Origin of the sequence: Photorhabdus sp. RM96S (genome assembly GCF_042879335.1) — a bacterium.
Taxonomy (GTDB): domain Bacteria; phylum Pseudomonadota; class Gammaproteobacteria; order Enterobacterales; family Enterobacteriaceae; genus Photorhabdus; species Photorhabdus kayaii.
In genome coordinates, this window is sequence record NZ_JBHFKT010000029.1 from 1 (window position 1) to 20886 (window position 20886).

Here is a 20886-nt window from a genome sequence, read left to right on the forward strand (position 1 = left end):
GACGGTGCTGGTTTGAAGGTTTGAGGTTAAACAGGTTTCAATACCAATACGGTTTTCAACCAAATAATCCATCAATACGGGATCAGTAATGGCTTTTACCCCATGACCAATCCGCGTGGCTCCTAATTCCCTAATGGCTTGCCAAATACTTTCAGCACCAGCGGCTTCGCCGGCATGGATAGTTATATGCCATCCAGCGTCACGGGCTTTAGTAAAATGAGATTGAAAAAGATGGCCGGGAAAACCTAACTCGTCACCCGCGAGATCCAATGCAGTAATATGTTGCTGGTGAGCCAGCAGGCTAGCTAATTCCTCAGTACAGGCTTGTTCACCAAAAGTTCTGCTTAAAATTCCGATAAGACGGATGTCGATATCGTTATTTTGACGGGCAGAACGGATACCATCAATAATCGCCTCAACGACCCCTTCAACCGGCAATTTGTGGTTCATCGCCATGTAATAAGGGGAAAAACGTAATTCAGCATAATCTAGCCCAGTATTGATGGCATCTTCAACGTTTTCGATAGCAACTCGACGACAAGCGTCCAAATCAGCTAATACTGCCACTCCCCAATCAAGTTTTTGCAAAAAACTGACTAAGCTTGGTTCATTTTCAATAATTTGTACGTGAGGGAGTAGTGATTCCAGATCATTTGCTGGAAGCTGAATATTATTCTGGTTGGCAAGATCTAAGATAGTCTCCGGCCGGATATTTCCATCGAGATGGCGGTGTAAATCTGTCAGTGGGAGTTTTATGTCAATCACGTTCAGGTCCTTTTTTATATAAAAAAGCCAGTCACATACGTTGACTGGCAATTTAACAAAACGTTTATGGGCGCGTTTTATTGCACAGGTTTCACAGTACCTTCTGCTTTCACTTTTCCATTGTCGTGGGTGTCGCCTTCTGGCACTATTTGTTCTGGTTGCTCTGGTGCTTCATCATCAGAAGGGTCGGATAAATTGTATTCAGACATGAACTGATGTAAGGGCATTTTCTTACCATTCATTTCTACATTACCGTCTACATAGTTAAATTTAATGCTGATAGCATCTTTATCAACCGTGGTAATTTTAAACAACTGTCCTAATTGTTCAAACTGTTTTATCTGTTGTTCAGCATTCTGTTCAGCTTTTGCTTTATCCGCACCATTCATTATCATCGACTGAGTAGCGAACTCAATCATCATAGGTTTTGGTAATGTGACATTCAGAGACATGTTTTGAATTAAAGTGCGAATAGCTTCTTCTGTTTTCATTGAAGACAAGCTGCTTTTATCTTTCGGCAAGCTCTTCAAACCCACTTGGTAATTAATGGTGCTTTCACCTTTGGTATTCTTCCAGGTCAGTGGTTCGATACCAAATTGTGGATTGTTTTTCAACAGAATAGGGAAGTTAGAAAAAACGGCGTCAATCATGGCCGTGTTTGCCGCGTCGGAAGAGAGATCACCAGACGCGAGGGATTTAGCTGTGGCATCATTATATGCTTGGGTGAACTTACGGACAGATTCACCATCCAGACGATCCGCAGTAATTGCAAACTTACCAGAACCAAAATCAATGTTTTTCAGTTTAAGACCATCTAAACTATAAGTGATTTTTCCTTTCAGATTAGTTTCATCTTCACCGATATTTGAATCTATTTTAACTCCGGAAAGCATCATATCTTCATTGCCGATGCCTTTTAGGCTGATTTCCTGAATTTTGATGCTTTGATCGCCAATATAGATATCAAATTTGCCTTTTTTATTAGCTAGGTTTAAATCAATACCTTTGACAAGGAAATTTTCGTCATTTTTATTGATGACTAACTGGTCACTCTTGATTGCCAGTGATATCTCTTTCAGATCACGGCTGAGATCGGAAGTCAGTTTGGCGCCGGAAAAATTGAACTTAGCCCCATTTTTTTCAAAATCGACAGGGGAGATATCAACATCAGAAATAACAGAACCACTATAACCGACCCGTGAATCAGAAGTGAACAGCGATTTTCCTTTAGTGATTTCAAACAGGGGTTTTAAAGATCCATTATTTTCCAGCTCGGAATGAACGGAAGCCATACTCGGAATTAAGGTTAATTTTTTCACTTGTGCAAGTGGGAAAGGGCCGTGATCAATCACCGATTTAATTGAAATCTCTTCACCGGGTTTGATTTCTGCGTTTTTAACGCCGTCTTTAGCTGTCAGAACAAGACGGACATCAGAACTGAACACGCCACGGTGGAAATCTTTACTCTGTAACATCAGACCTGTTTCAGGGAAGGCTTTTTTCATCTCAGCATTGGCGCGGGAAATAGATTGATCTATACGTTGTTCAATCTGTTTACCTGTATACCATGAAGCTCCAGTCCAGGCTGCTCCCAAGGCAACAATAATGCCTATTGCCACTAACGATTTTTTCATAATGCAAATCCATCCTTTTAATGCATATTTTGCAGGTAATATGCATTCTCTTGGTATAAAAATGGCCGTTAACACAGCTTGGAGTGTAAGTAGTGCTTAACAGCGCCTGTGAATGAGTTTTAGGCCCAGATTGGTATTATTAATTAAAAACCCGGGCGGTAAAACCATCACCGTGAATTATCACAGCCTTTTCGGCAGCAGATATGAATACTGACTCACCTGGGAAAATTCTCAATTGGTGTTCGCCAGATTGTATAACTGTTTGACCTTCAACACAAAAAACAATCGATGCTGAATTGTTATCAAGCGTAATTGACTGTTCCGATAGAGAATAAATAGAAAATGCAAAATCATCCACTGGAATAGGGAAATTTTTAGCTGTTTTTTCCTGTCTTGGTAGCATAAATAAGGTGTTTGCTGGTTTTGAAATAAAGTCAAGGTTTGCCATTAGCTCAGGAATATCAATATATTTGTTGGTTAAGCCCGCTCGTAGGACATTATCTGAGTTTGCCATCACTTCAAGAGCAACGCCTTCCAGATAAGCGTGAGGCGTGCGGGCGCATAGAAACATGGCTTGACCGGGTTCAAGTTCGATGACATTAAGTAAAAGTGGAATAAATAGGCCATTATCGTCAGGGTAAAATGCCGTCATTTTTTTGATGGAATCCCAAGGTTCTCCGAGCCGACTATTCAATGCTGATTTCAATACGCCAAGAGCTAACTGCTTTTGTTTGCCACTCATATTCAGTAATTGGGAAAATAAGCAGGCAAGATTCTGTTCATTTGGTGTCTGAATAAAGAACGGAATTTTGGGATGGGCCGCAGTAATAAATTTCAGTAATTGCGCGATTTCGGTTAATGGACGGAACCCATTCATTGCCCGGAAAGGGGTAAGGGCATAAACCAATTCGGGTTTATGGTTATCATCTTTGTAATTTCTTTCCGGGGAATCCAACGGAATAGCGGCGATATTCTCTTTGGCAAACCCCTCTTCTGCGGATTTTTTATCAGGATGAACCTGAATTGAGAGAGGTTGAGCCGCGCATAATACCTTAAATAGGAAAGGCAAACGGTGAAATCTATCTGAAACTTTTTTCCCCAAATATTTTTCCGGATCACTGGCTATTAATTCATTTAAGGCAATGGGTTTTCCCGTTTCTGGATTGACGACAAGTGAACTGCTTTTAGGATGGGCGCCCATCCATAATTCAGCCATTGGCAGATTATCTGGATTTTCAACACCATAAATATCCATCAGGGCGGTTTTGCTTCCCCATGAATAGCGCTGGATCTGATTTATCATCTTCAACATGGCCGTTACTCTCTTTTTAAAAAAATCAATCTATTTCCTTTCTACCACAATACGATAAATACGACTTGGTTGGCATAATCAGGAACTAATATGTGGCATGATAACAGAATGCTAATTAGTTTATCTGCAAAGACTGATTATACCCTATGGATTTTAAGATGCTTCGCGACGGCAAGGGAGCGAATCCCCGGGAGCATAGGTAACTATGTGACGGGGGTGAGCGAGTGCAGCCAACAAAGAGGCAACTTGAAAGATGACGGGTATATGCATATTCGATTATTCTGTGTGTTAAGGAGAGATAGTAATGGCAGCCACTCGCATTGAAAAAGACTCAATGGGGCCCATCGAAGTACCTGCTGACCAATTGTGGGGAGCGCAAACTCAACGTTCACTTGAGCATTTTCGCATTTCGCAGGAGAAAATGCCGGTTGCATTAATTCATGCTCTGGCATTGACCAAACAGGCTGCGGCCAGTGTCAATATGGATTTGGGTCTTCTGCCGCAAGAACGTGGTGAAGCAATTATTGCTGCTGCGAAAGAGGTGCTGGAAGGTAAACATCCGACAGAATTTCCTCTTGCTATCTGGCAGACCGGTTCTGGAACACAAAGTAACATGAACATGAACGAAGTGTTGGCGAACCGTGGTAGTGAGATCCTTGGCGGGGTGAGGGGGAGTGAACGCCTTATCCATCCTAACGATGATGTAAATAAAAGTCAGAGTTCTAACGACGTTTTCCCAACAGCAATGCATGTTGCTGCGGTTATCGCGCTGCGTGAGCACCTTATTCCTGAGCTGAAAATATTACAAAAAACATTGGCTGATAAAGCTGAAGCTTATAAGGATATCGTTAAAATTGGTCGTACACACTTGCAGGATGCGACGCCATTGACCCTTGGTCAGGAAATTTCTGGTTGGGCGGCAATGTTAACGCATAACCTGAAACACATTGAAGACAGTATCCCCCATGTTTGTGAACTAGCGCTAGGGGGAACTGCGGTTGGCACCGGTTTAAATACTCATCCTGAATATGCTGTTCGTGTTGCTAAGAAATTGGCTGAACTGACCAACCATCCGTTTGTTACTGCACCAAATAAATTTGAAGCCTTGGCGACTTGTGATGCTCTGGTTCATTCTCATGGGGCATTAAAAGGTCTGGCAGCATCCATGATGAAAATTGCAAACGATGTTCGTTGGTTGGCTTCCGGCCCTCGCTGTGGTATCGGTGAAATTTCAATTCCTGAAAATGAACCGGGTAGTTCAATCATGCCAGGTAAAGTTAACCCAACTCAGTGTGAAGCGGTGACAATGCTTTGTGCTCAGGTGATGGGTAATGATGTTGCTATTAATATTGGTGGTGCATCTGGCAACTTTGAGCTGAATGTGTTCCGTCCAATGGTGATTAATAACTTCCTGCAATCTGTTCGCTTGCTGGCGGATGGTATGCGTAGTTTCAATGAACATTGTGCAGTTGGTATCGAACCTAACCGTGATCGCATTACTCAGTTGCTGAATGAATCTTTGATGCTGGTAACAGCGCTGAATACACATATCGGTTATGACAAAGCCGCAGAAATTGCTAAGAAAGCCCATAAAGAAGGGCTGACATTGAAACAATCGGCGATGAAACTGGGTTATCTGACAGACGCAGAGTTTGATGAGTGGGTTCGTCCGGAAGATATGGTTGGCAGCTTGAAGTAATTGTTGTTTAGCCATGAAAAACTGACCGGAGACGAGAGCTCCGGTTAGTAGAATGTACGGAATCTTCTGTATAGCTATTAGTTACACAACTGCTATAATGACTGCCTACCAATTTGCTACACAGGTGATTTATGAGAACACAACCTAAAGAAACCCCGATCAACATCCGGGCGAAAGCCTTTCAGCGGGAGCTTATTGACCATGCAGCAAACCTGCACTCAAAGACCCGAACTGATTTCATCTTGGATGCTGCCTGCCGCGCAGCCGAAGAGGCCATACTCGATCAGCGCCACTTTTTCGTTAACGACGAAAAATATCATGCGTTCATGCAGATGCTGGAGCAACCGCTTTCTGATAAATGAGAACGCCCGAACGTTCTATACGCGTCTTGGCTTTGCCCAGTCATCGTTGGAGCCATACACGCTGATGCTTCCATTAGGTAAACAGGATTAATTGCACTAAATCTCACGATATAAATGTAGCCTTGGAATAATCAACTCCAGTGGTTTGGCTTTGGGTTTATAACGATGGACTATGGCATTGGCATCATAGTTAGCAAGTCTACCTATCTTTGGTTGGTTATCGCCATAATTAACACAAAATGCAATTATTGGCAGGGGACAAGCATACTGCACCTGTTTTTGTTGTTCCGCATACCAGACTCGTGCAATGGGCTGCACTTTCACCGGACGTTTGATTTTTAAAGCCACATCATTAGGTAATTTTTTTATGTCGATAATTTCTTTGGCGACTAATGTTGCCCACTGTTCACGAGAATAGGGGGAAACTGCTCGTCCAGCGTTATAGCTTTTCTCTAAACGTTGTAGAATTTGATCTTTTGTGACTTTATTGATGATATTTTTATTTGCCCAACCAAAGCGAACTGAATCGGGATTGATAAGGGGAGTGATGGTTCTGTAAGCGTTTAAAGTTATCAAACCATGTAACTGACTGTGAACAAACTCAAACCGTTGTTCTTTATCCACTCCTGATTGCACAGTTACGATATGTTCAAGTTCTGCTTTCAACTTATTAATTTCCTCAATCAAAAGTAAAGCAGAGCGATATTGTTGTTGGTTCACAGAAAAACATAATACACCGGGAAGACGAACGGCAGCTTTACTGCTGATATTTTGGTTGTTGTGATATATAAATAGCTTCTGGTAATGATTTAACCCTATGTTTAGTGCGTCATTACCCGTCTTTTCATTAACAATTATTTTCGTTACTGGCTCATGTTCACTGCCTTTTTCTACATCAGGCAGAATAAACACATGAGCGGCTAACAAAGAATAGCTATTTAATTGTTCATCCAGTTGTTTCAACTTACTCTCTTGTCTTTGAAAACAACTATTCAAATCTTCAATTGATAAATATTTACTCATTTGAATAACACGATTAGTTACAACATACTTTTTATTATAAAACAAAAGGAGCAAACATCAAACTCAAATATGTCGTATGTATATTCATACCACCTATAAAGCTTGAAGCCAACAATGTGGTCAGGAATGTCACTGAATGATACCACTGAGAAAAAATACAAAATATCAATGCATTGAACGTTACAGCGAACAAGACTGTTTGGTGGAAATGTCCATTTCAGCAGCACAAAAACAATGCCCGGTCCAGCAGGTAATTACGCGACTGCTGTAACGGTGGCTAGTAAGTTTCATGCAGAGCCGGGGAGTGTGTCATTGGCAATATGGGAGAGCACTACACCACACCAAAAATTTGAGTGCGTCTGGGAAGGAAAGAGGGGAGGCTACCTTGGCTTTATTTGCCGGGCATCCCCTGTAACTGAAGATACTCAGAGACTTTACCACGACATGGGGCTTCACCGAGTGGTTCTGACCTCTAAATTCAGCACTTAACTGCTGGATTTGTGACCCGAACATACTTGTTCGGGTTATCTCATCGGTGCCCACGAATATTAGGGAGGTTTAAGCATAATCTGTTTTTGTTCTGATTGTGTTAATTATATGTGAATTAATTTAATCTATAAGGAAGGATGATGAGACGAAAAACGGGGTTTTTCTTTGATGAACATTGTTTTTGGCATAGTACTGGCATGCATATAACGACTTTACCTGTCGGTGGTTGGGTTCAACCTACTTCTGGAACTGCACATGCTGAATCGCCGGAAACAAAAAGGCGGCTAAAAAATTTGATGGATGTATCAGGCTTGAGCCACTCTTTGCACCTTTCTTCGGCATCTCTTATTGATGAGCATATACTACGTAAAATTCATCCGGAAGAGTACCTGAAGCGGTTTAAGCAAGTCAGTGATAATGGTGGAGGAATGCTTGGTATAGAAGCCTCTTTGGGACCGGGAAGCTATGAAATTGCTAAACTTTCAGCCAGCCTTGCTTGTGCGGCAGTGGAAGCAGTGCTTAGCGGTGAGCTTGATAATGCTTACAGCCTTTCTCGACCACCAGGTCATCACTGTTTACCTGATAAGCCCATGGGATTTTGTTTTCTAGCAAATATCCCATTGGCAATTGAACAGGCAAAAGCACGTTTTGATTTAAAACGAGTTGCGGTCATTGATTGGGATGTTCATCACGGTAATGGTACTCAGCATATTTATTGGGAGCGTTCTGATGTTTTGACCATCTCAATACATCAGGATGGTTGCTTCCCTCCAGGATACAGCGGTGAAGATGATATTGGGGAAGGTGAAGGAATAGGTTATAACCTGAATATCCCATTACTTGCTGGAGCCGGACATAATAGCTATATCTATGCAATGACACAGATAATACTTCCTGCGCTTGAACGTTTTAAACCGGAACTGATTATTGTTGCCTGTGGCTATGATGCGAATGCGGTGGATCCTTTGGCAAGGATGCAGCTCCATAGTGAAAGTTTTCGGGAGATGACCCAGCTAGTGCAACAGGCAGCAGATAGTTTATGCGACGGAAAACTAGTCGTTATTCATGAAGGCGGGTATGCGGAGTCTTATGTACCATTCTGTGGATTGGCTGTACTTGAACAAATGAGCGGCATTCGTACGGAAGTCAAAGATCCAATGTTAGATTCTATACGCTTGCAGCAGCCAAAAGCTAAGTTTGAGCTATTTCAACAACAACAGCTTGATAAACTTAAAGAAAAATTCGGTCTTTGAGCTTTGTTGCGTAGGTTTGTTCCACATAGTTTGGGAGCAAACCTATATTAATTGAGTTCAATAGATGGAACAAGAAGTTCGATAAACAGGAACAGCATCATGCTGTTCCCGATAATAGTTATTTTATAATCAAGCAGGGCTAATTGTTGTGTCAATTACTTGGTAAAATGCATTTAGGGTATCTGAGATTGTCCAAACACCCAGTATAACATGATAGCCTTGATAACCCTCTGGTAAGGTACATTTATTAATAACTCTGCTGCCCGGCATTTTTTCCTGATAATCCTCAAAGCAGAAAGGTGTATTATTAAATTGCTCTCTGGTTAAAGGTTTATTGGGGTCCCAATTAGGTTTAGTAATAAAATATTCCCAACTTGAGGTTTTGTGTTGAATCATAATTTCCCACTGAAACTCAATATCACCGGCAGTAATAGGAATTTTTTTCCAACGATCTTCGGTTTGAACATCCAATGAGCCAAAATGACCAATGCCAGCGCTAGCAATATGGCCATCTTCCGGACCAGTTTGCGGAAAGCCTTTCTTAGCTTCAAGAGATTGAGGCTCATACTTAACTAACCCACAATCCGTATTTTGTTCATTTCCCTGTGCAGAACAAAGGAATGCACGACTTCCTGGACTATCAATATAACCATGAGCCCATGCGCTATTAAATAAAGCTGTAATTATCGTAGCGGCTAAAGTCATCACTTTCACTTTATGTTTATACATAATAGTGTCCTCCATTTTACAGGATAATTTATACCCGTTATCTTTCAAGTTGCCTCTTTGTTGGCTGCACTCACTCACCCCGGTCTCATCGTTATCTATGCTCCCGGGGATTCGCTCCCTTGCCGTCGCGATACATCTTGAAATCCATTGGGTATACCTACGACAAATAAAGCCCCAGGACTTAGCTATCAATTCTAGATAAATATAATATGATTATCCATTTCATAAATTAATTAATAATCTAATTATATTAAGTTATTGAAGTTTTGTTTAAAATATGCCTGTCACTGTTTTTTGTAATATAAAACGATATGATTTTCCTAATTTATTCGATATGGTTCATATAATAGGCAGTTGATGTGTCTTAGGGAACACCCGCTATCTTAAAAATACTTATTTATAGTTATGGCGATATATTTACATAATAATATTCCTATTCAGATTTTTTAAATAAAAAATTATCGATATAAAGTAATGAAAACAATTGATGAAAATATTAAATCATCTCATATTACGGTTTAAAACAACCAACCTGTCCAAAACCGTAATATCTACTTAAATACTACAATAATATTCTACTAATGTTTAATAACATAAAGATCTTTTGTCGACACAAAACCCAATGGGCTCATATAATACCCACCAATATAAGGCTTAACTAATCTGACGCCGATATAGTAATAAACAGGAATTGCTGGTACATCTTTTGCCAAAATATCTTCTGCTTGCTGAAAATATTTTCGATCATTCGTTGCTTTAGCTTTATTTATCAAATCATCATAAGTATGATTGCTATATAAGAATGTATTATTAGAACTATCAGTAACAAAATTATTTAAAAACGAGGCAGGATTATCGTAATCAGCGATCCGTGCATATCTCACCATCTCAAAATTACCTTGATGAATAACATCCAACATAGCTTTTCGTTCTTGGTTCTGCAAAATAATATCTACATCCAGACTTTTTTTCCACATTGAAGTCGCCGCAATAGCAATCCGTTTATGCTCTTCTGATGTATTATAAAGAAGTTTAAATTTCAATGGATTATCTCTATTATAACCCGCTTCATTTAATAATTTTCTAGCTTTCTCAATTCTTGCTTGTTGTGTCCATGATGCATAATCAGGTTGCCCTAAATTCATTCCTCCAGTATTTGGTGGGGTATGATTATAAGCAGGTTCTTGGCCTTGCCCCAAAACTTTATTCGCTATAATTTCTTTATCTAAAGCCAAATTTAATGCCTGTCTGACTCTGAAATCATTAAAAGGTGCTTTTTTATTATTAAAATCATAATAATAAACACCTAATGCTGGTGTGATACGAACTTGATTACCTAATTTTGCCTTTAAGGATTTAAATAAAATCGACGGGATATTCTTGGTGATATCAATTTCTCCGGCTAAATAACGATTGATATCTGCCGTTTCTGATGCTATTGGAAGGTAAGTAACTTTATTAATAACAGTATGAGCACTATCCCAATATTGTGAATTCCTGATGCCCACAACTTTCTCATTAACAACCCATTCGGATAACTTAAATGGCCCACTACTGACAAATACATCGGAATGAGTCCATTTTTCGCCATACTTTTCAACCGCTTTTTGGCTTATAGGTACCATAACAGGGTAGGCCAACATCTGTAAAAAATAGGATACGGGTTGTTCTAACGTCACTTCCAAAGTTAAATTATCCAGTGCTTTTACACCTAATTCATCGGTTTTTTTCTTGCCTGCAACAATATCTTTGGCATTGACTACATGCATGTTTCCAAGATAACTGCCATACGGAGAGGCAATTTTGGGATCAACTAAACGTCGCCAGCTAAAAACCACATCATGGGCAGTAATAGGGGAGCCATCAGACCACTTTATTCCTTTTCTTAGATGAAATAACCACACTTTATTATCTTTGGCTTCCCAACTGACCGCTAAATCAGGGTTGATTTTTCCATCACTGCCCGCTCTGATTAATCCACTAAAAAAATCATGAATAATATTAAATTCAACATCGTTTTCAACTTTATGAACATCAAGAGACACAGGTTCTGAACCATTATTGCGAACGATATCTTGATTAACTGACAATAATGTACCTGCTGGAATAATTGCGGCATGAGATAATGCCAGATTGCCAAATATAATACCTGTGAATAAGGATATATTCCTTAATGTTTTATTCATCGTTTGTTCTCCAAGAGGATCTCATTTTGGGAGTATCTATTTCAGGGAAGTCAATTTTTTGATAATTAAGGTTTTTATATAATTTTGCAAACCAAACCTCAGAATGTTTATGACTATTTAAGATATTAAGTTAAAATTACGTGATTCTATTGAATACCCTATTTTGAATGTAAGAGGTATAACTATAATTAAGTATTAGCATAAAATACTTAGCGCTACTTCATTAATATCATGAAATTTAAGCAATATACCCAATGGATTTCAAGATGTATCGCGACGGCAAGGGAGCGAATCCCCGGGAGCATAGATAACGATGTGACCGGGGTGAGTGAGTGTAGCCAACAAAGAGGTAACTTGAAAGATGACGGGTATAAATCTAAATAACATTCAACGGATGAGATGCAATGTGGAAGCTAATATGAAACATAAAAAAATAAGTGATAAAGCCGATGAACAGAATAATGACCTGAGGGCCAGCCGTCGTCGTTTTATTCAAGCGAGTGCGGCGCTTATATCTATTCCCTTTGTTACTACCCGCCAAACAACCGCCGGCGAGAAAACAGACCACAGCTCACTACCGATTAATGTTATTGATACAAGTGAAACGAAAGTCATACCCACCTGTAGTACATTTGATTGTGGAGGAAGATGCGATATCCGAGCTCATGTCCGAGAAGGCGTTATCACCCGCATAACCACCAGACCTGATCATGAACTTGATGAAGCAATGCCGATCATGCGAGCTTGCGTCCGCGGTAAGGGCTATCGCAAATTTGTTTATCATCCTGATCGTTTAAAATATCCGATGAAACGCGTTGGTAAGCGGGGAGAAGGAAAATTTGAACGAATCTCCTGGGATGAGGCGACAACCATTATTGCGGATAAGCTAAAAAGCATTACTGAGAAATATGGCCCAGCTTGCCGCTATGTTAGCGTTAATACCGCGATAATTGGCGGTGTATCATCAGGCGATAAAATGTTACGTCGTTTACTCAATATTACCGGCGGACATTTACAATATTACCATTCCGTGAGTATGGGCAATACCGCGGCAGCCACGCCCTATACCTACGGTGTGGCAACTTCGGGTAGCACACTGGATACCTTAGAAGATACCCCGTTGGTGATCCTTTGGGGCCATAATCCGGCTGAAACTATTTTTGGTCACACCAATCACTATTTCCAGAAGATGAAAAAAAACGGCACCAAATTTATTGTTGTCGATCCCCGTTATTCTGATTCTGCTTCCTCGTTGGCTGACCAATGGATTCCTTTGCTGCCAACAACTGATAACGCATTAATGGATGCAATGATGTATGTGATTGTCAGTGAAAATTTGCACGATAAAGGGTTTATTGATCGCTATACGATTGGTTTTGATGAAAACAATATGCCGGATGGCGTTCCTGCCAATGAATCTTTGGTTGCTTACCTGACAGGCGCTAAAGATGGCATTGTAAAAACACCGGCATGGGCTGAAAGAATCACTAAAGTGCCGGCAAATATCATTCGTCAACTTGCCCGCGAATATGCCAGCACGAAACCTGCGGCTCTGATTCAGGGATGGGGGCCACAACGTCATATCTGTGGTGAACGTGTTGCACGTGGTTCAACAATTTTAGCCACAATAACCGGTAATGTGGGTAAAAAAGGGGGATGGGCTGCCGGTTTCGGTAGTGTTGCGGGTAATAAATATCTCTACGGACTTGATCTTGGTAAAAACCCGGTAAAAGAAAAAATCTCTGTAATGAACTGGGTCCAAGCAGCCGATGATGCCAGTAAAGTTACTCCGGCAGATGGTTTAGTTGGTGCAGATAAGCTGAATACCAATATCCGTATGCTATTCTCACTGGCCGGTAATTACCTTGCAAATCAAAACCCGGATGTTAATCAGGCAGTAAAAATATTAGCAGATGAATCTAAAATTGAATTTATTGTCTCCAGTGATCTTTATCTAACACCAAGCGCCCGATACGCAGATATTTTATTGCCGGAAACCAGTTTTATGGAACGCTGGAATATCGCCTATCCTTGGGGCACCGGCAGCTATTTCATTTTGTCATCAAAATTGATTGAACCTGAATTCGAACGGCGTTCTGATTATGAATGGATACGTGAAGTGGCCGCAAAACTGGGAGTTGAACAGGAATTCAGCCAAGGTCGTGACGAAAAAGCGTGGATAGCTCATATTATGGAATCTAATCGTCAAGCTATGCCAAAAGAAAATTTACCTACTTTTGAGGAATTACAACGGACAAACAAACATCTTTTCAAAATACCGCCTTATGTCGCTTTTGAAAAAAATATTCGTGACCTAGAAAATCATCCATTTCCAACACCCTCAGGAAAAATAGAGATATTTTCTAAGCGTCTATACGACATGCAACATCCTGAGATCCCTGCATTGTCACATTATGTACCTGCATTCGAAGGGCCGGAGGATAAATTAACTGAAAAATATCCGTTGCAATTAATTACCTGGAAAGGGAAAAACCGCTCTAATTCAACCCAATATTCAAATCCTTGGTTAAAGGAAGTACAAACCCAGAAGTTATGGATTAATCCATTGGATGCGCAAAAACGCAAAATTAAACAAGGGGATTTAGTTCGGGTATTTAATGATCGCGGTGTTTCTATGATCCCGGCGGAGGTAACTCAACGTATTATCCCCGGCGTGGTGGCAATGCCGACCGGCGCATGGTGGCAACCGGATAAAAATGGTGTTGATTGGGGAGGTTGTGTCAATGTGCTGACATCATCTCGTAAAACCCCGCTTGCACACGGAAACTCTCATCAAACATTATTGGTTGAGGTCAATAAAGCATGAGTGAATGTATATTCATGTTTTTTGTATCAAATGTTGAGCACCTGGCGCTCCGCGAAATGTTTTACGCCATTCGCCGGGACTGACTCCCAGTCTCTGCCTGAATATTTGGCGGAAAGTCGTCGCGGACTGAAAGCCAGACAAACAAGCTATCTGTTCAATGGAGCTTTCTGTACTTTCAAGTAATTCCAGACTGCGTTTTAAGCGTTCACCAGTGATCCAGTTTACGATAGTCATGCCCGTGGCTGCATGAAAGTTTCGCGTCAGCGTTCGTCGACTCATAGAAGCAAAACGACTTAATGTGTCGATATCATGCGGCTTATCCAGATTTTGCGACAGGTAATCAAGCAGCATATTTATTCGATTATCAGACGTTCTTCGGGGGAGTCGTTGTTCCCTGTACTGCGCCTGCCCTCCATCACGGTGAGGAGGAACAATCATCCGTCGGGCAATCTTATTAGCCGTGTGGTAGCCAAGACGCTGACGGATAACATACAGACAACAGTCAAGCGCAGCGGCTGTACCGGCTGAGGTTATTATTCTTTCATCCTCAATATAGAGAACATTAGTATCCAGATTGACTGATGGAAAAAGTATCTGAAAGTCTTTTTCTGCCTCCCAGTGTGTAGCTGCCTTTCGTCCTTCCAATAGTCCGGCATAAGCCAGCACAGCAGTTCCAAGGCAAAGCCCAATGAGCTGTGCTCCATTATTCCAGGCCTGAAGCAGTGCTTGTAACAATGGTTCTGGAGGACGTTCATGGATATTCTTCCAGAACGGAACAATAACAATATCAGCCTGCGTCAGAGCATCAAGACCGTATTCCGCCTTCACGGCAGTTCCTTCTGATGACCAGATAACTCCCGGTTTTTCAGCACAAATCTTGCGTGTAAACAGAGGGTCCCCCTCCAGTATATTGCCGAACAGAATCAGTGGGATGGAAACATGAAATGTGCTAAACCTCTCGGTGATCAGAATGGCAACTGTGATAGAGGACATATTTTGCTTCCCAGGCTGATGGGCAAATTAAAAAGTGACTGATTCACCATCTTCAGGAGCTGAAATAAATTTCTGAACCTGATTATCATGGGCGTACGCCAGCAGTTCCTGTCGGGTCAGCAAACAGTGGTTAACCGCTTCCATATGTGTTGCCACAATGTGTGCTTCAGGCAATATTCGATGTACTTTCAGGATATCTTCTTTACCGAATATAATAGGGCCGAATCCGAGAACGTGCGCCCAGCCAGTGTTCATGATAACAACGGCAGGATTAAATTTGCGCATATTATCCGCCACAGTGCCAATCCAGATGGAGTCGCCTATGAGATACAGCGTCTTTTCGTCTGGATGCTGAAAGACCACACCACAGACATCTCCAAGGAGTGCCGCCATCTGAGGGTTAGCGTAAGCCTCATCAGTTCCATGCTGACAAATGGTTTTAATAAGAGAAATGTCACCCAACTTACTGCTGTCAGACAAAACAGCGAGGTTCGTGAACCCCTGAGAACGAAGAATATTTTCGTCATTTTCATTCTGAACATAAATCAGCTTATCTTTGGGGATTAAGGCCACTGCTGCTGCATCCCAGTGGTCGAGATGCGTATGGGTGACAATAATAGCGTCCACATCCAGTAACGTATCCATATCTAAGGGCAGTTCCACTATTGGGATACGAAGCTCTGAGCGGGCTGTACCTGCAAAACCTGGATACGCATCTTTTTTAGCCAGCATTGGGTCGATAAGGAATTTTTTACCCGCAAAAGTAATAAGTTGTGTAGCATTACGTACCTGAGTAATTTTCATCTAAATAGCTCCAGTGTTCTGTTAATAGCAGGAAGAGGCAGTCCACCTGACCTGATAAGGTCACTATAGTTGAAACAGGCCAGCAAAACCGTCAGATTAAGGTCAAATTGCATTGATATCGGGCCAATCAATCATTTTCGAGCTGTTTTTTCATTTCAACTTACCCAGGACCCCGAATAGCCGCGAATCTTTTCTTTCAATCAAAAAAATTCTCGATCATGCTCACAGATCGGCATATTTTCCTGAACAGGAGTGTCGAAAGTTACATCTATATATCTAATTACTCTTTATTTTTGTTTTTTAGTTGAAAAATTAACATCCACATAACAATTGAACATATTAAGTTATAGGTTATATTTTATGTTATCTAATCCATCAGGAGGTAACCATGGCGATACCAACGCTCAGGCATTTCATTAATAGTCGGTATGTTGAATCTAAAGGTTCCGAATATTTTGACCTAGTAAGCCCGATCACAGGTGAAATCTATGCGCGTTCTCCTAACGCGACTGTAGCGGATGTTGATGAAGCTTATGCATCGGCTAAAGAGGCATTCAAGATCTGGGGGCGCAGCACACCGTCAGCACGTCAGCAGGCGTTGCTGGCATTAGCCGATGCGGTGGAAAAAAACTCTGAACGTCTGATCGAAGCGCAAAGCCGCAATACAGGGCAGCTCAAGCATCTGATTGCCTCTGAGGAAGTTGCGACGTCAGTGGATCATATCCGTTTCTTCGCTGGTGCCGCCCGTTTTCTGGAAGGTAAAGCGACTGCTGAATATCTTCCTGATATGACGACCAGCATCCGGCGCGAACCCCTGGGTGTGGTGGGGCAAGTTACACCGTGGAATTACCCGCTGATGATGGCAGTATGGAAGATAGCGCCTGCGCTGGCAGCGGGTAATACCGTGGTACTCAAACCGAGCGATACTACGCCGGAAAGTACTCTGTTGCTGGCTGAACTGGCCGCTCCGTTCTTCCCTACAGGTGCATTCAACGTGGTGTTGGGTAATGCCAGCGCGGGTGCTCTGGTCGTTTCACACAAAACGCCAGCCATGGTTTCCATCACGGGTTCCGTGCGCGCAGGTTTGCAGGTTGCCTCTTCGGCGGCGGCTAATCTCACCAGAGCACATTTGGAGCTAGGTGGCAAAGCGCCAGTGGTTGTTTTCGCCGATGCAGATATGGACAAAGCGGTGCAGACCATTGCTACCGCGGGGTATTTCAATGCGGGTCAGGATTGTACGGCAGCCTCGCGTGTGCTGGTGCATGAATCTGTTTACGATACCTTCGTCGCCAAACTGGTGACGGCAGCTAAAGCTATCCGCTTTGGCTATCCGGAAGATGAAGAGGCGCTGTATGGGCCGCTCAATAATGTTCGTCAGCTGGAACAGGTCAAAGGGTTCATTGCACGTTTGCCCGCGCATGCCTGTATCGAAACCGGAGGCCGTCAGGCCGAACGTTCGGGTTATTACTTTGAACCTACGGTAATCACCGGTCTGGAACAGCACGACGAAGCAATCCAGACCGAGATTTTCGGCCCGGTTATCACGGTGCAGAAGTTCCGCGATGAACAGGATGCCATAGAGAAAGCTAACGACGTGAAATACGGACTAGCCTCCAGTGTCTGGACCCGCGACCATGGCCGAGCATTGCGCCTGTCACGTGAACTCGATTTCGGTACCGTCTGGATTAACACCCATATTCCTCTTACGGCAGAAGCGCCGCACGGCGGCTTCAAGAACTCCGGATATGGTAAAGATCTGTCGGCTTATGGCTTCGACGAATATACGCGTATCAAACACGTGATGAGTTCCAACGACTGACACAGGACATCCGTAATGATTCAGAATAGATCTCCACGCGACTTGGTGTCGCGTGCGCACCACGAGCTGTTTACTGACCGTGATGTAGGGGCACTTGAGCGTTATTTTGCGCCACATTTCATCGAACATTCCCCGTTGGTCAAAGATGGTCTTGCCGGATTACGTGAGCTGGTTTGGACACATCCTGAACTGCACCACGAAACGTATCGTGTATTGCAAGATGGTGATCTGGTCGCCATCCACGGTCGTTTTACGGGATTAGACGACTGGCCGTTGGTTGGTTTCGATCTGTACCGGGTTGCCAGCGGCTTAATCGTAGAGCACTGGGACGGCTTGGTGCCGCAGGCTGCACCCAACGTCAGTGGCCGGACTCAGTTAGACGGCCCGACTGAAGCAGGCGATGACCATGACCGAGAGAAGAATCGCGAGCTGGTGGTCAACTTTTTTACACGTACCCTGATCGAGGGTCACTACGAAGAGTTTGGAAACTACACTAATGGTGAATTGTTTCGCCAGCACAGCCCCGATATTCCCGATGGTACGGCGGCACTCATCTCGTTTCTTAAGCAACTCAGGGATGAAGGGCAGGGGCTGCATTACACTAAAATTCACCGTACGGTAGCCGATGGGCAGTTTGTTCTGACCCATTCGGAGGGAAGTATCGTCGGAGCGCGTCACAGCTACTTCGAGCTATGGCGCATTGAAAACGGCAAAGTGGCTGAACTTTGGGATGCTATCACCCCGGTACCGGAGGATGCGAAAGCGCTGCATCGCCACGGTATTTTTTAGCGTTGATCGATACCCGGCGCGAAGCTTGTGGTCGCGCCGCAACCGGATGCCCATACACAGGAAGATATGCTGGTTTCGACGCTGGATCGGTTACTTCTACCAGCTCTGGGAGCTATTCACATCGGGTGTTTGTCTGTTGAAGCTCGCTTATTTCAGATTGCTGTTCGGCCCGCTGGTTAGCGACGTTTACCGTGTTCCCGCTGACCATGATACTCACAAGAGGGGATAACAATGCACTGGTATTTAAATGTATTAAAGAACTATGCATGTTTCAAAGGGCGAGCCAGGCGTAAGGAATTCTGGTATTTCTTTTTGTTCCAGATATTGGCTGTATTTATTATCTCTTTCCTTGAAAGCTACTTTGCCGTTGCCAATCCTGAAATTTATATGGGCTGGTTCAGCGCTGTCTATCTGCTGCTCACGTTTTTGCCCGCGCTAGCAGTGAATGCCCGCCGCCTGCACGACATCAACTGTAGCGCTTGGTGGTTACTGTTGCATTTCATACCGTTTATCGGCACTGTTATTCTGCTGATTCTAGCCGGTCTGAAAGGGAACTCTGGCAGCAATAAATACAGCTCAGATAGCCGGACTCACTCATAGGGAAACTCTCCAGACCAAGCCAGCAGGTGATTTCAAGATCATGACAGGAGTGTTGAAATGACAATGAATAGAAGAGACTTTATTTCTACCGTCGCGACGCTCGCGGGGGCAGGAGTGCTTTCATCCGTACTTCCCAACTTATCCCTGCTCGCCCAGACCTTAACCGCAGCCGATGCTCCGGCCGTCAATGTTGATAAGCTCCGGCCTACACTATTGGAGGATGCACAGCATAGAGCCAGCCGGTTGGGGCTGGATCCGCGCATCTGGAGCTGGCATAAAGACGCTGCTGCTGGCGCTATGCCAGCCAATTATTATGAAGCTTCTTTGGCTGATTGGCCCACTTTTGGAAGCCTGCCTGGAGACCAGAATTGTGAAGTTGTGGTTATCGGCGGTGGGTTGCTGGGTGCTTCCACGGCATTGCATCTTGCTGAAGCGGGAGTGGACGTGATTCTGGTTGAAAAGGATAACATTGGTTCAGGCGCTTCTGGCCGCAACGGGGGACAGATAACCCCTGGGCTCGCACGCTGGGAAGCTGAAAACATACTGGAAAAACTTTCATTCGATGGGGCTAAACGCTTATGGCGTTTTGCCTCTGTTGAAGCGATGAATCTCGTGGATGAACTCCGTGAGCGTTATAGTTTCGAATGTGACCGCAAATATGGTCATATCACTGTTGCGGTGCACGCAGGTCACATGGGGCCGCTGGTGGCTAATGCCGATGCCCGGCGTCAACTGGGAGACACGGCGATGAAGGTTATCGGACCGCACGAATTGCAGGAAAGGTATGTGCGCTCGAACATCTACCATGGAGCAAATATCGACAGTATCGGTGGGCAGGTTCATCCTCTGGCACTGTTGCGTGGCCTGGTTTATGGTTTCGCCAGACTGGGTGGGCGAATCTATGACAGCACGAAAGTGAAGGGCATCAGGCAGGATGCTGGTGGTACAGTCGTAGAAACTGAGCGGGGGGTTATCAGGGCAAGTAAAGCTGTGGTGTTGGGTGTGCATGTCTCCACGGGTGAGTTTATCTCCGGCCCTTCCACCACAGTGCCTTTTTTCTCCTACGTGGCGGTAACGCCGCCGTTGCCAGTGGATGTCAAAGATCTGATCCCGTCGAATCTGCCGGTCTACGATACACAGTTACAGGTTGACTACTATCGTGCAGTGCGCAACAACCGCCTGCTGTTCGGTGGGCAGGGTACTGGCAATTCTTGGTCACCGCGTGATGTGAACAACTATCTGCTTGAGCGTATCAGAACCGTGTTCCCGCAGTTGGAAAAAGCCGAACTAGAATATTCTTGGGGCGGGATTAGCGATCTGACCCTAAACGGTGCCACCGATGCCCGTAAGAGCGGCGACAGAGTACCCGTGTATATGGTACATGGCTGGAGTGGTCATGGAGTGGCGCAGACGGTGCGCATTGGCAAAGCTATCAGCGACGATCTTACCGGACGCAACGACGACTTTACCATGCTTACCTCCATTAACCACACGAGTATCCCGCTGGGTTCCTATCTCTCTCCGGTAGCCATTCCGTTGGCTAAAGGTATTCTGGGAGTGATAAGCACGCTTAATCCGGCAGACATAGTTTCGTTCTGAGCA

20 protein-coding genes are annotated in these 20886 nt (G+C 43.5%); 12 read left to right on the forward strand and 8 right to left on the reverse strand.

Annotated features, from left to right (window positions below; all coding sequences use genetic code 11):
* The 3 genes from add to manA form a co-directional block, all read right to left on the reverse strand.
* A partial coding sequence (gene add, locus ACGF49_RS16905) for an adenosine deaminase (protein WP_387491972.1) occupies window positions 1-765 on the reverse strand: 765 nt, incomplete at its 3' end.
* A 77-nt stretch (window positions 766-842) separates the two neighbouring features.
* Window positions 843-2399 carry a YdgA family protein gene (locus tag ACGF49_RS16910; protein ID WP_387491975.1) on the reverse strand — a complete coding sequence of 519 codons (1557 nt, stop codon included), beginning with the start codon at window positions 2397-2399 and terminating at the stop codon, window positions 843-845.
* A 139-nt stretch (window positions 2400-2538) separates the two neighbouring features.
* Window positions 2539-3711, reverse strand: coding sequence for a mannose-6-phosphate isomerase (manA, locus tag ACGF49_RS16915; RefSeq protein WP_228902785.1), 1173 nt, complete (start codon window positions 3709-3711; stop codon window positions 2539-2541).
* Window positions 3712-3801: 90 nt separating this feature from the next.
* Between manA and ACGF49_RS16920 the strand changes: the two genes are divergently transcribed.
* From ACGF49_RS16920 to ACGF49_RS16930, 3 genes are all read left to right on the forward strand, one after another.
* Complete coding sequence (locus ACGF49_RS16920) at window positions 3802-4035, forward strand: hypothetical protein (protein WP_146748114.1); 234 nt, start codon at window positions 3802-3804, stop codon at window positions 4033-4035.
* The gene (fumC, locus tag ACGF49_RS16925) at window positions 4016-5410 is read left to right on the forward strand and encodes a class II fumarate hydratase (protein WP_113043407.1); all 1395 of its coding nucleotides are present in this window, start codon (window positions 4016-4018) and stop codon (window positions 5408-5410) included. Before ACGF49_RS16920 ends, fumC begins: the two co-directional genes overlap by 20 nt.
* Before the next feature lie 131 nt (window positions 5411-5541).
* Entirely contained in the window at window positions 5542-5772 is a 231-nt protein-coding gene (locus tag ACGF49_RS16930; protein ID WP_262977835.1) for a DUF1778 domain-containing protein, read from the forward strand.
* 96 nt (window positions 5773-5868) lie between these two features.
* Here ACGF49_RS16930 and tus read toward each other — a convergent pair whose 3' ends face one another.
* A complete protein-coding gene (tus, locus tag ACGF49_RS16935; RefSeq protein ID WP_262977838.1) occupies window positions 5869-6795 on the reverse strand; it encodes a DNA replication terminus site-binding protein in 927 nt (308 codons plus the stop codon).
* A 234-nt stretch (window positions 6796-7029) separates the two neighbouring features.
* Here tus and ACGF49_RS16940 point away from each other — a divergent pair, with 234 nt between their 5' ends.
* Window positions 7030-7284, forward strand: a complete 255-nt coding sequence (locus tag ACGF49_RS16940; protein WP_387491981.1) for a hypothetical protein — start codon at window positions 7030-7032, stop codon at window positions 7282-7284.
* Window positions 7285-7424: 140 nt separating this feature from the next.
* Complete coding sequence (locus ACGF49_RS16945; RefSeq protein ID WP_113043404.1) at window positions 7425-8537, forward strand: class II histone deacetylase; 1113 nt, start codon at window positions 7425-7427, stop codon at window positions 8535-8537.
* Between the two features lie 129 nt (window positions 8538-8666).
* On the opposite strand, the gene ACGF49_RS16950 is transcribed toward ACGF49_RS16945, so the two are convergent.
* Together ACGF49_RS16950 and ACGF49_RS16955 are read right to left on the reverse strand one after the other, a co-directional pair.
* Window positions 8667-9458: a lytic polysaccharide monooxygenase gene (locus ACGF49_RS16950; protein WP_262977833.1), complete on the reverse strand. Its 792-nt coding sequence runs from the start codon at window positions 9456-9458 to the stop codon at window positions 8667-8669.
* Window positions 9459-9844: 386 nt separating this feature from the next.
* Complete coding sequence (locus ACGF49_RS16955) at window positions 9845-11452, reverse strand: ABC transporter substrate-binding protein (protein WP_271859401.1); 1608 nt, start codon at window positions 11450-11452, stop codon at window positions 9845-9847.
* A 231-nt stretch (window positions 11453-11683) separates the two neighbouring features.
* Between ACGF49_RS16955 and ACGF49_RS16960 the strand changes: the two genes are divergently transcribed.
* A complete protein-coding gene (locus ACGF49_RS16960) occupies window positions 11684-11836 on the forward strand; it encodes a hypothetical protein (protein WP_387491986.1) in 153 nt (50 codons plus the stop codon).
* A 34-nt stretch (window positions 11837-11870) separates the two neighbouring features.
* Entirely contained in the window at window positions 11871-14279 is a 2409-nt protein-coding gene (locus tag ACGF49_RS16965; protein ID WP_229015669.1) for a DMSO/selenate family reductase complex A subunit, read from the forward strand.
* A gap of 12 nt (window positions 14280-14291) precedes the next feature.
* Here the strand turns inward: ACGF49_RS16965 and ACGF49_RS16970 are convergent, their stop codons facing one another.
* Both ACGF49_RS16970 and ACGF49_RS16975 read right to left on the reverse strand, forming a co-directional pair.
* Window positions 14292-15272: a GlxA family transcriptional regulator gene (locus ACGF49_RS16970; RefSeq protein WP_113043400.1), complete on the reverse strand. Its 981-nt coding sequence runs from the start codon at window positions 15270-15272 to the stop codon at window positions 14292-14294.
* 27 nt (window positions 15273-15299) lie between these two features.
* Window positions 15300-16076: an MBL fold metallo-hydrolase gene (locus tag ACGF49_RS16975; protein WP_228902519.1), complete on the reverse strand. Its 777-nt coding sequence runs from the start codon at window positions 16074-16076 to the stop codon at window positions 15300-15302.
* A 388-nt stretch (window positions 16077-16464) separates the two neighbouring features.
* On the opposite strand from ACGF49_RS16975, the gene ACGF49_RS16980 reads away from it, so the two are divergent.
* The 5 genes from ACGF49_RS16980 to ACGF49_RS17000 are packed head-to-tail and all read left to right on the forward strand — an operon-like array spanning window position 16465 to window position 20883.
* Window positions 16465-17895 carry a gamma-aminobutyraldehyde dehydrogenase gene (locus ACGF49_RS16980; RefSeq protein ID WP_387491990.1) on the forward strand — a complete coding sequence of 477 codons (1431 nt, stop codon included), beginning with the start codon at window positions 16465-16467 and terminating at the stop codon, window positions 17893-17895.
* A 15-nt stretch (window positions 17896-17910) separates the two neighbouring features.
* Window positions 17911-18684 (forward strand): nuclear transport factor 2 family protein, encoded by a 774-nt coding sequence (locus ACGF49_RS16985; protein ID WP_387491993.1) that lies wholly within the window; start codon window positions 17911-17913, stop codon window positions 18682-18684.
* 27 nt (window positions 18685-18711) lie between these two features.
* Window positions 18712-18864 carry a hypothetical protein gene (locus ACGF49_RS16990; protein WP_158536585.1) on the forward strand — a complete coding sequence of 51 codons (153 nt, stop codon included), beginning with the start codon at window positions 18712-18714 and terminating at the stop codon, window positions 18862-18864.
* Window positions 18865-18915: 51 nt separating this feature from the next.
* The gene (locus tag ACGF49_RS16995) at window positions 18916-19284 is read left to right on the forward strand and encodes a DUF805 domain-containing protein (RefSeq protein ID WP_113043396.1); all 369 of its coding nucleotides are present in this window, start codon (window positions 18916-18918) and stop codon (window positions 19282-19284) included.
* Between the two features lie 57 nt (window positions 19285-19341).
* Complete coding sequence (locus ACGF49_RS17000) at window positions 19342-20883, forward strand: NAD(P)/FAD-dependent oxidoreductase (protein ID WP_387491998.1); 1542 nt, start codon at window positions 19342-19344, stop codon at window positions 20881-20883.
* The last annotated feature ends 3 nt before the right edge of the window (window positions 20884-20886 follow it).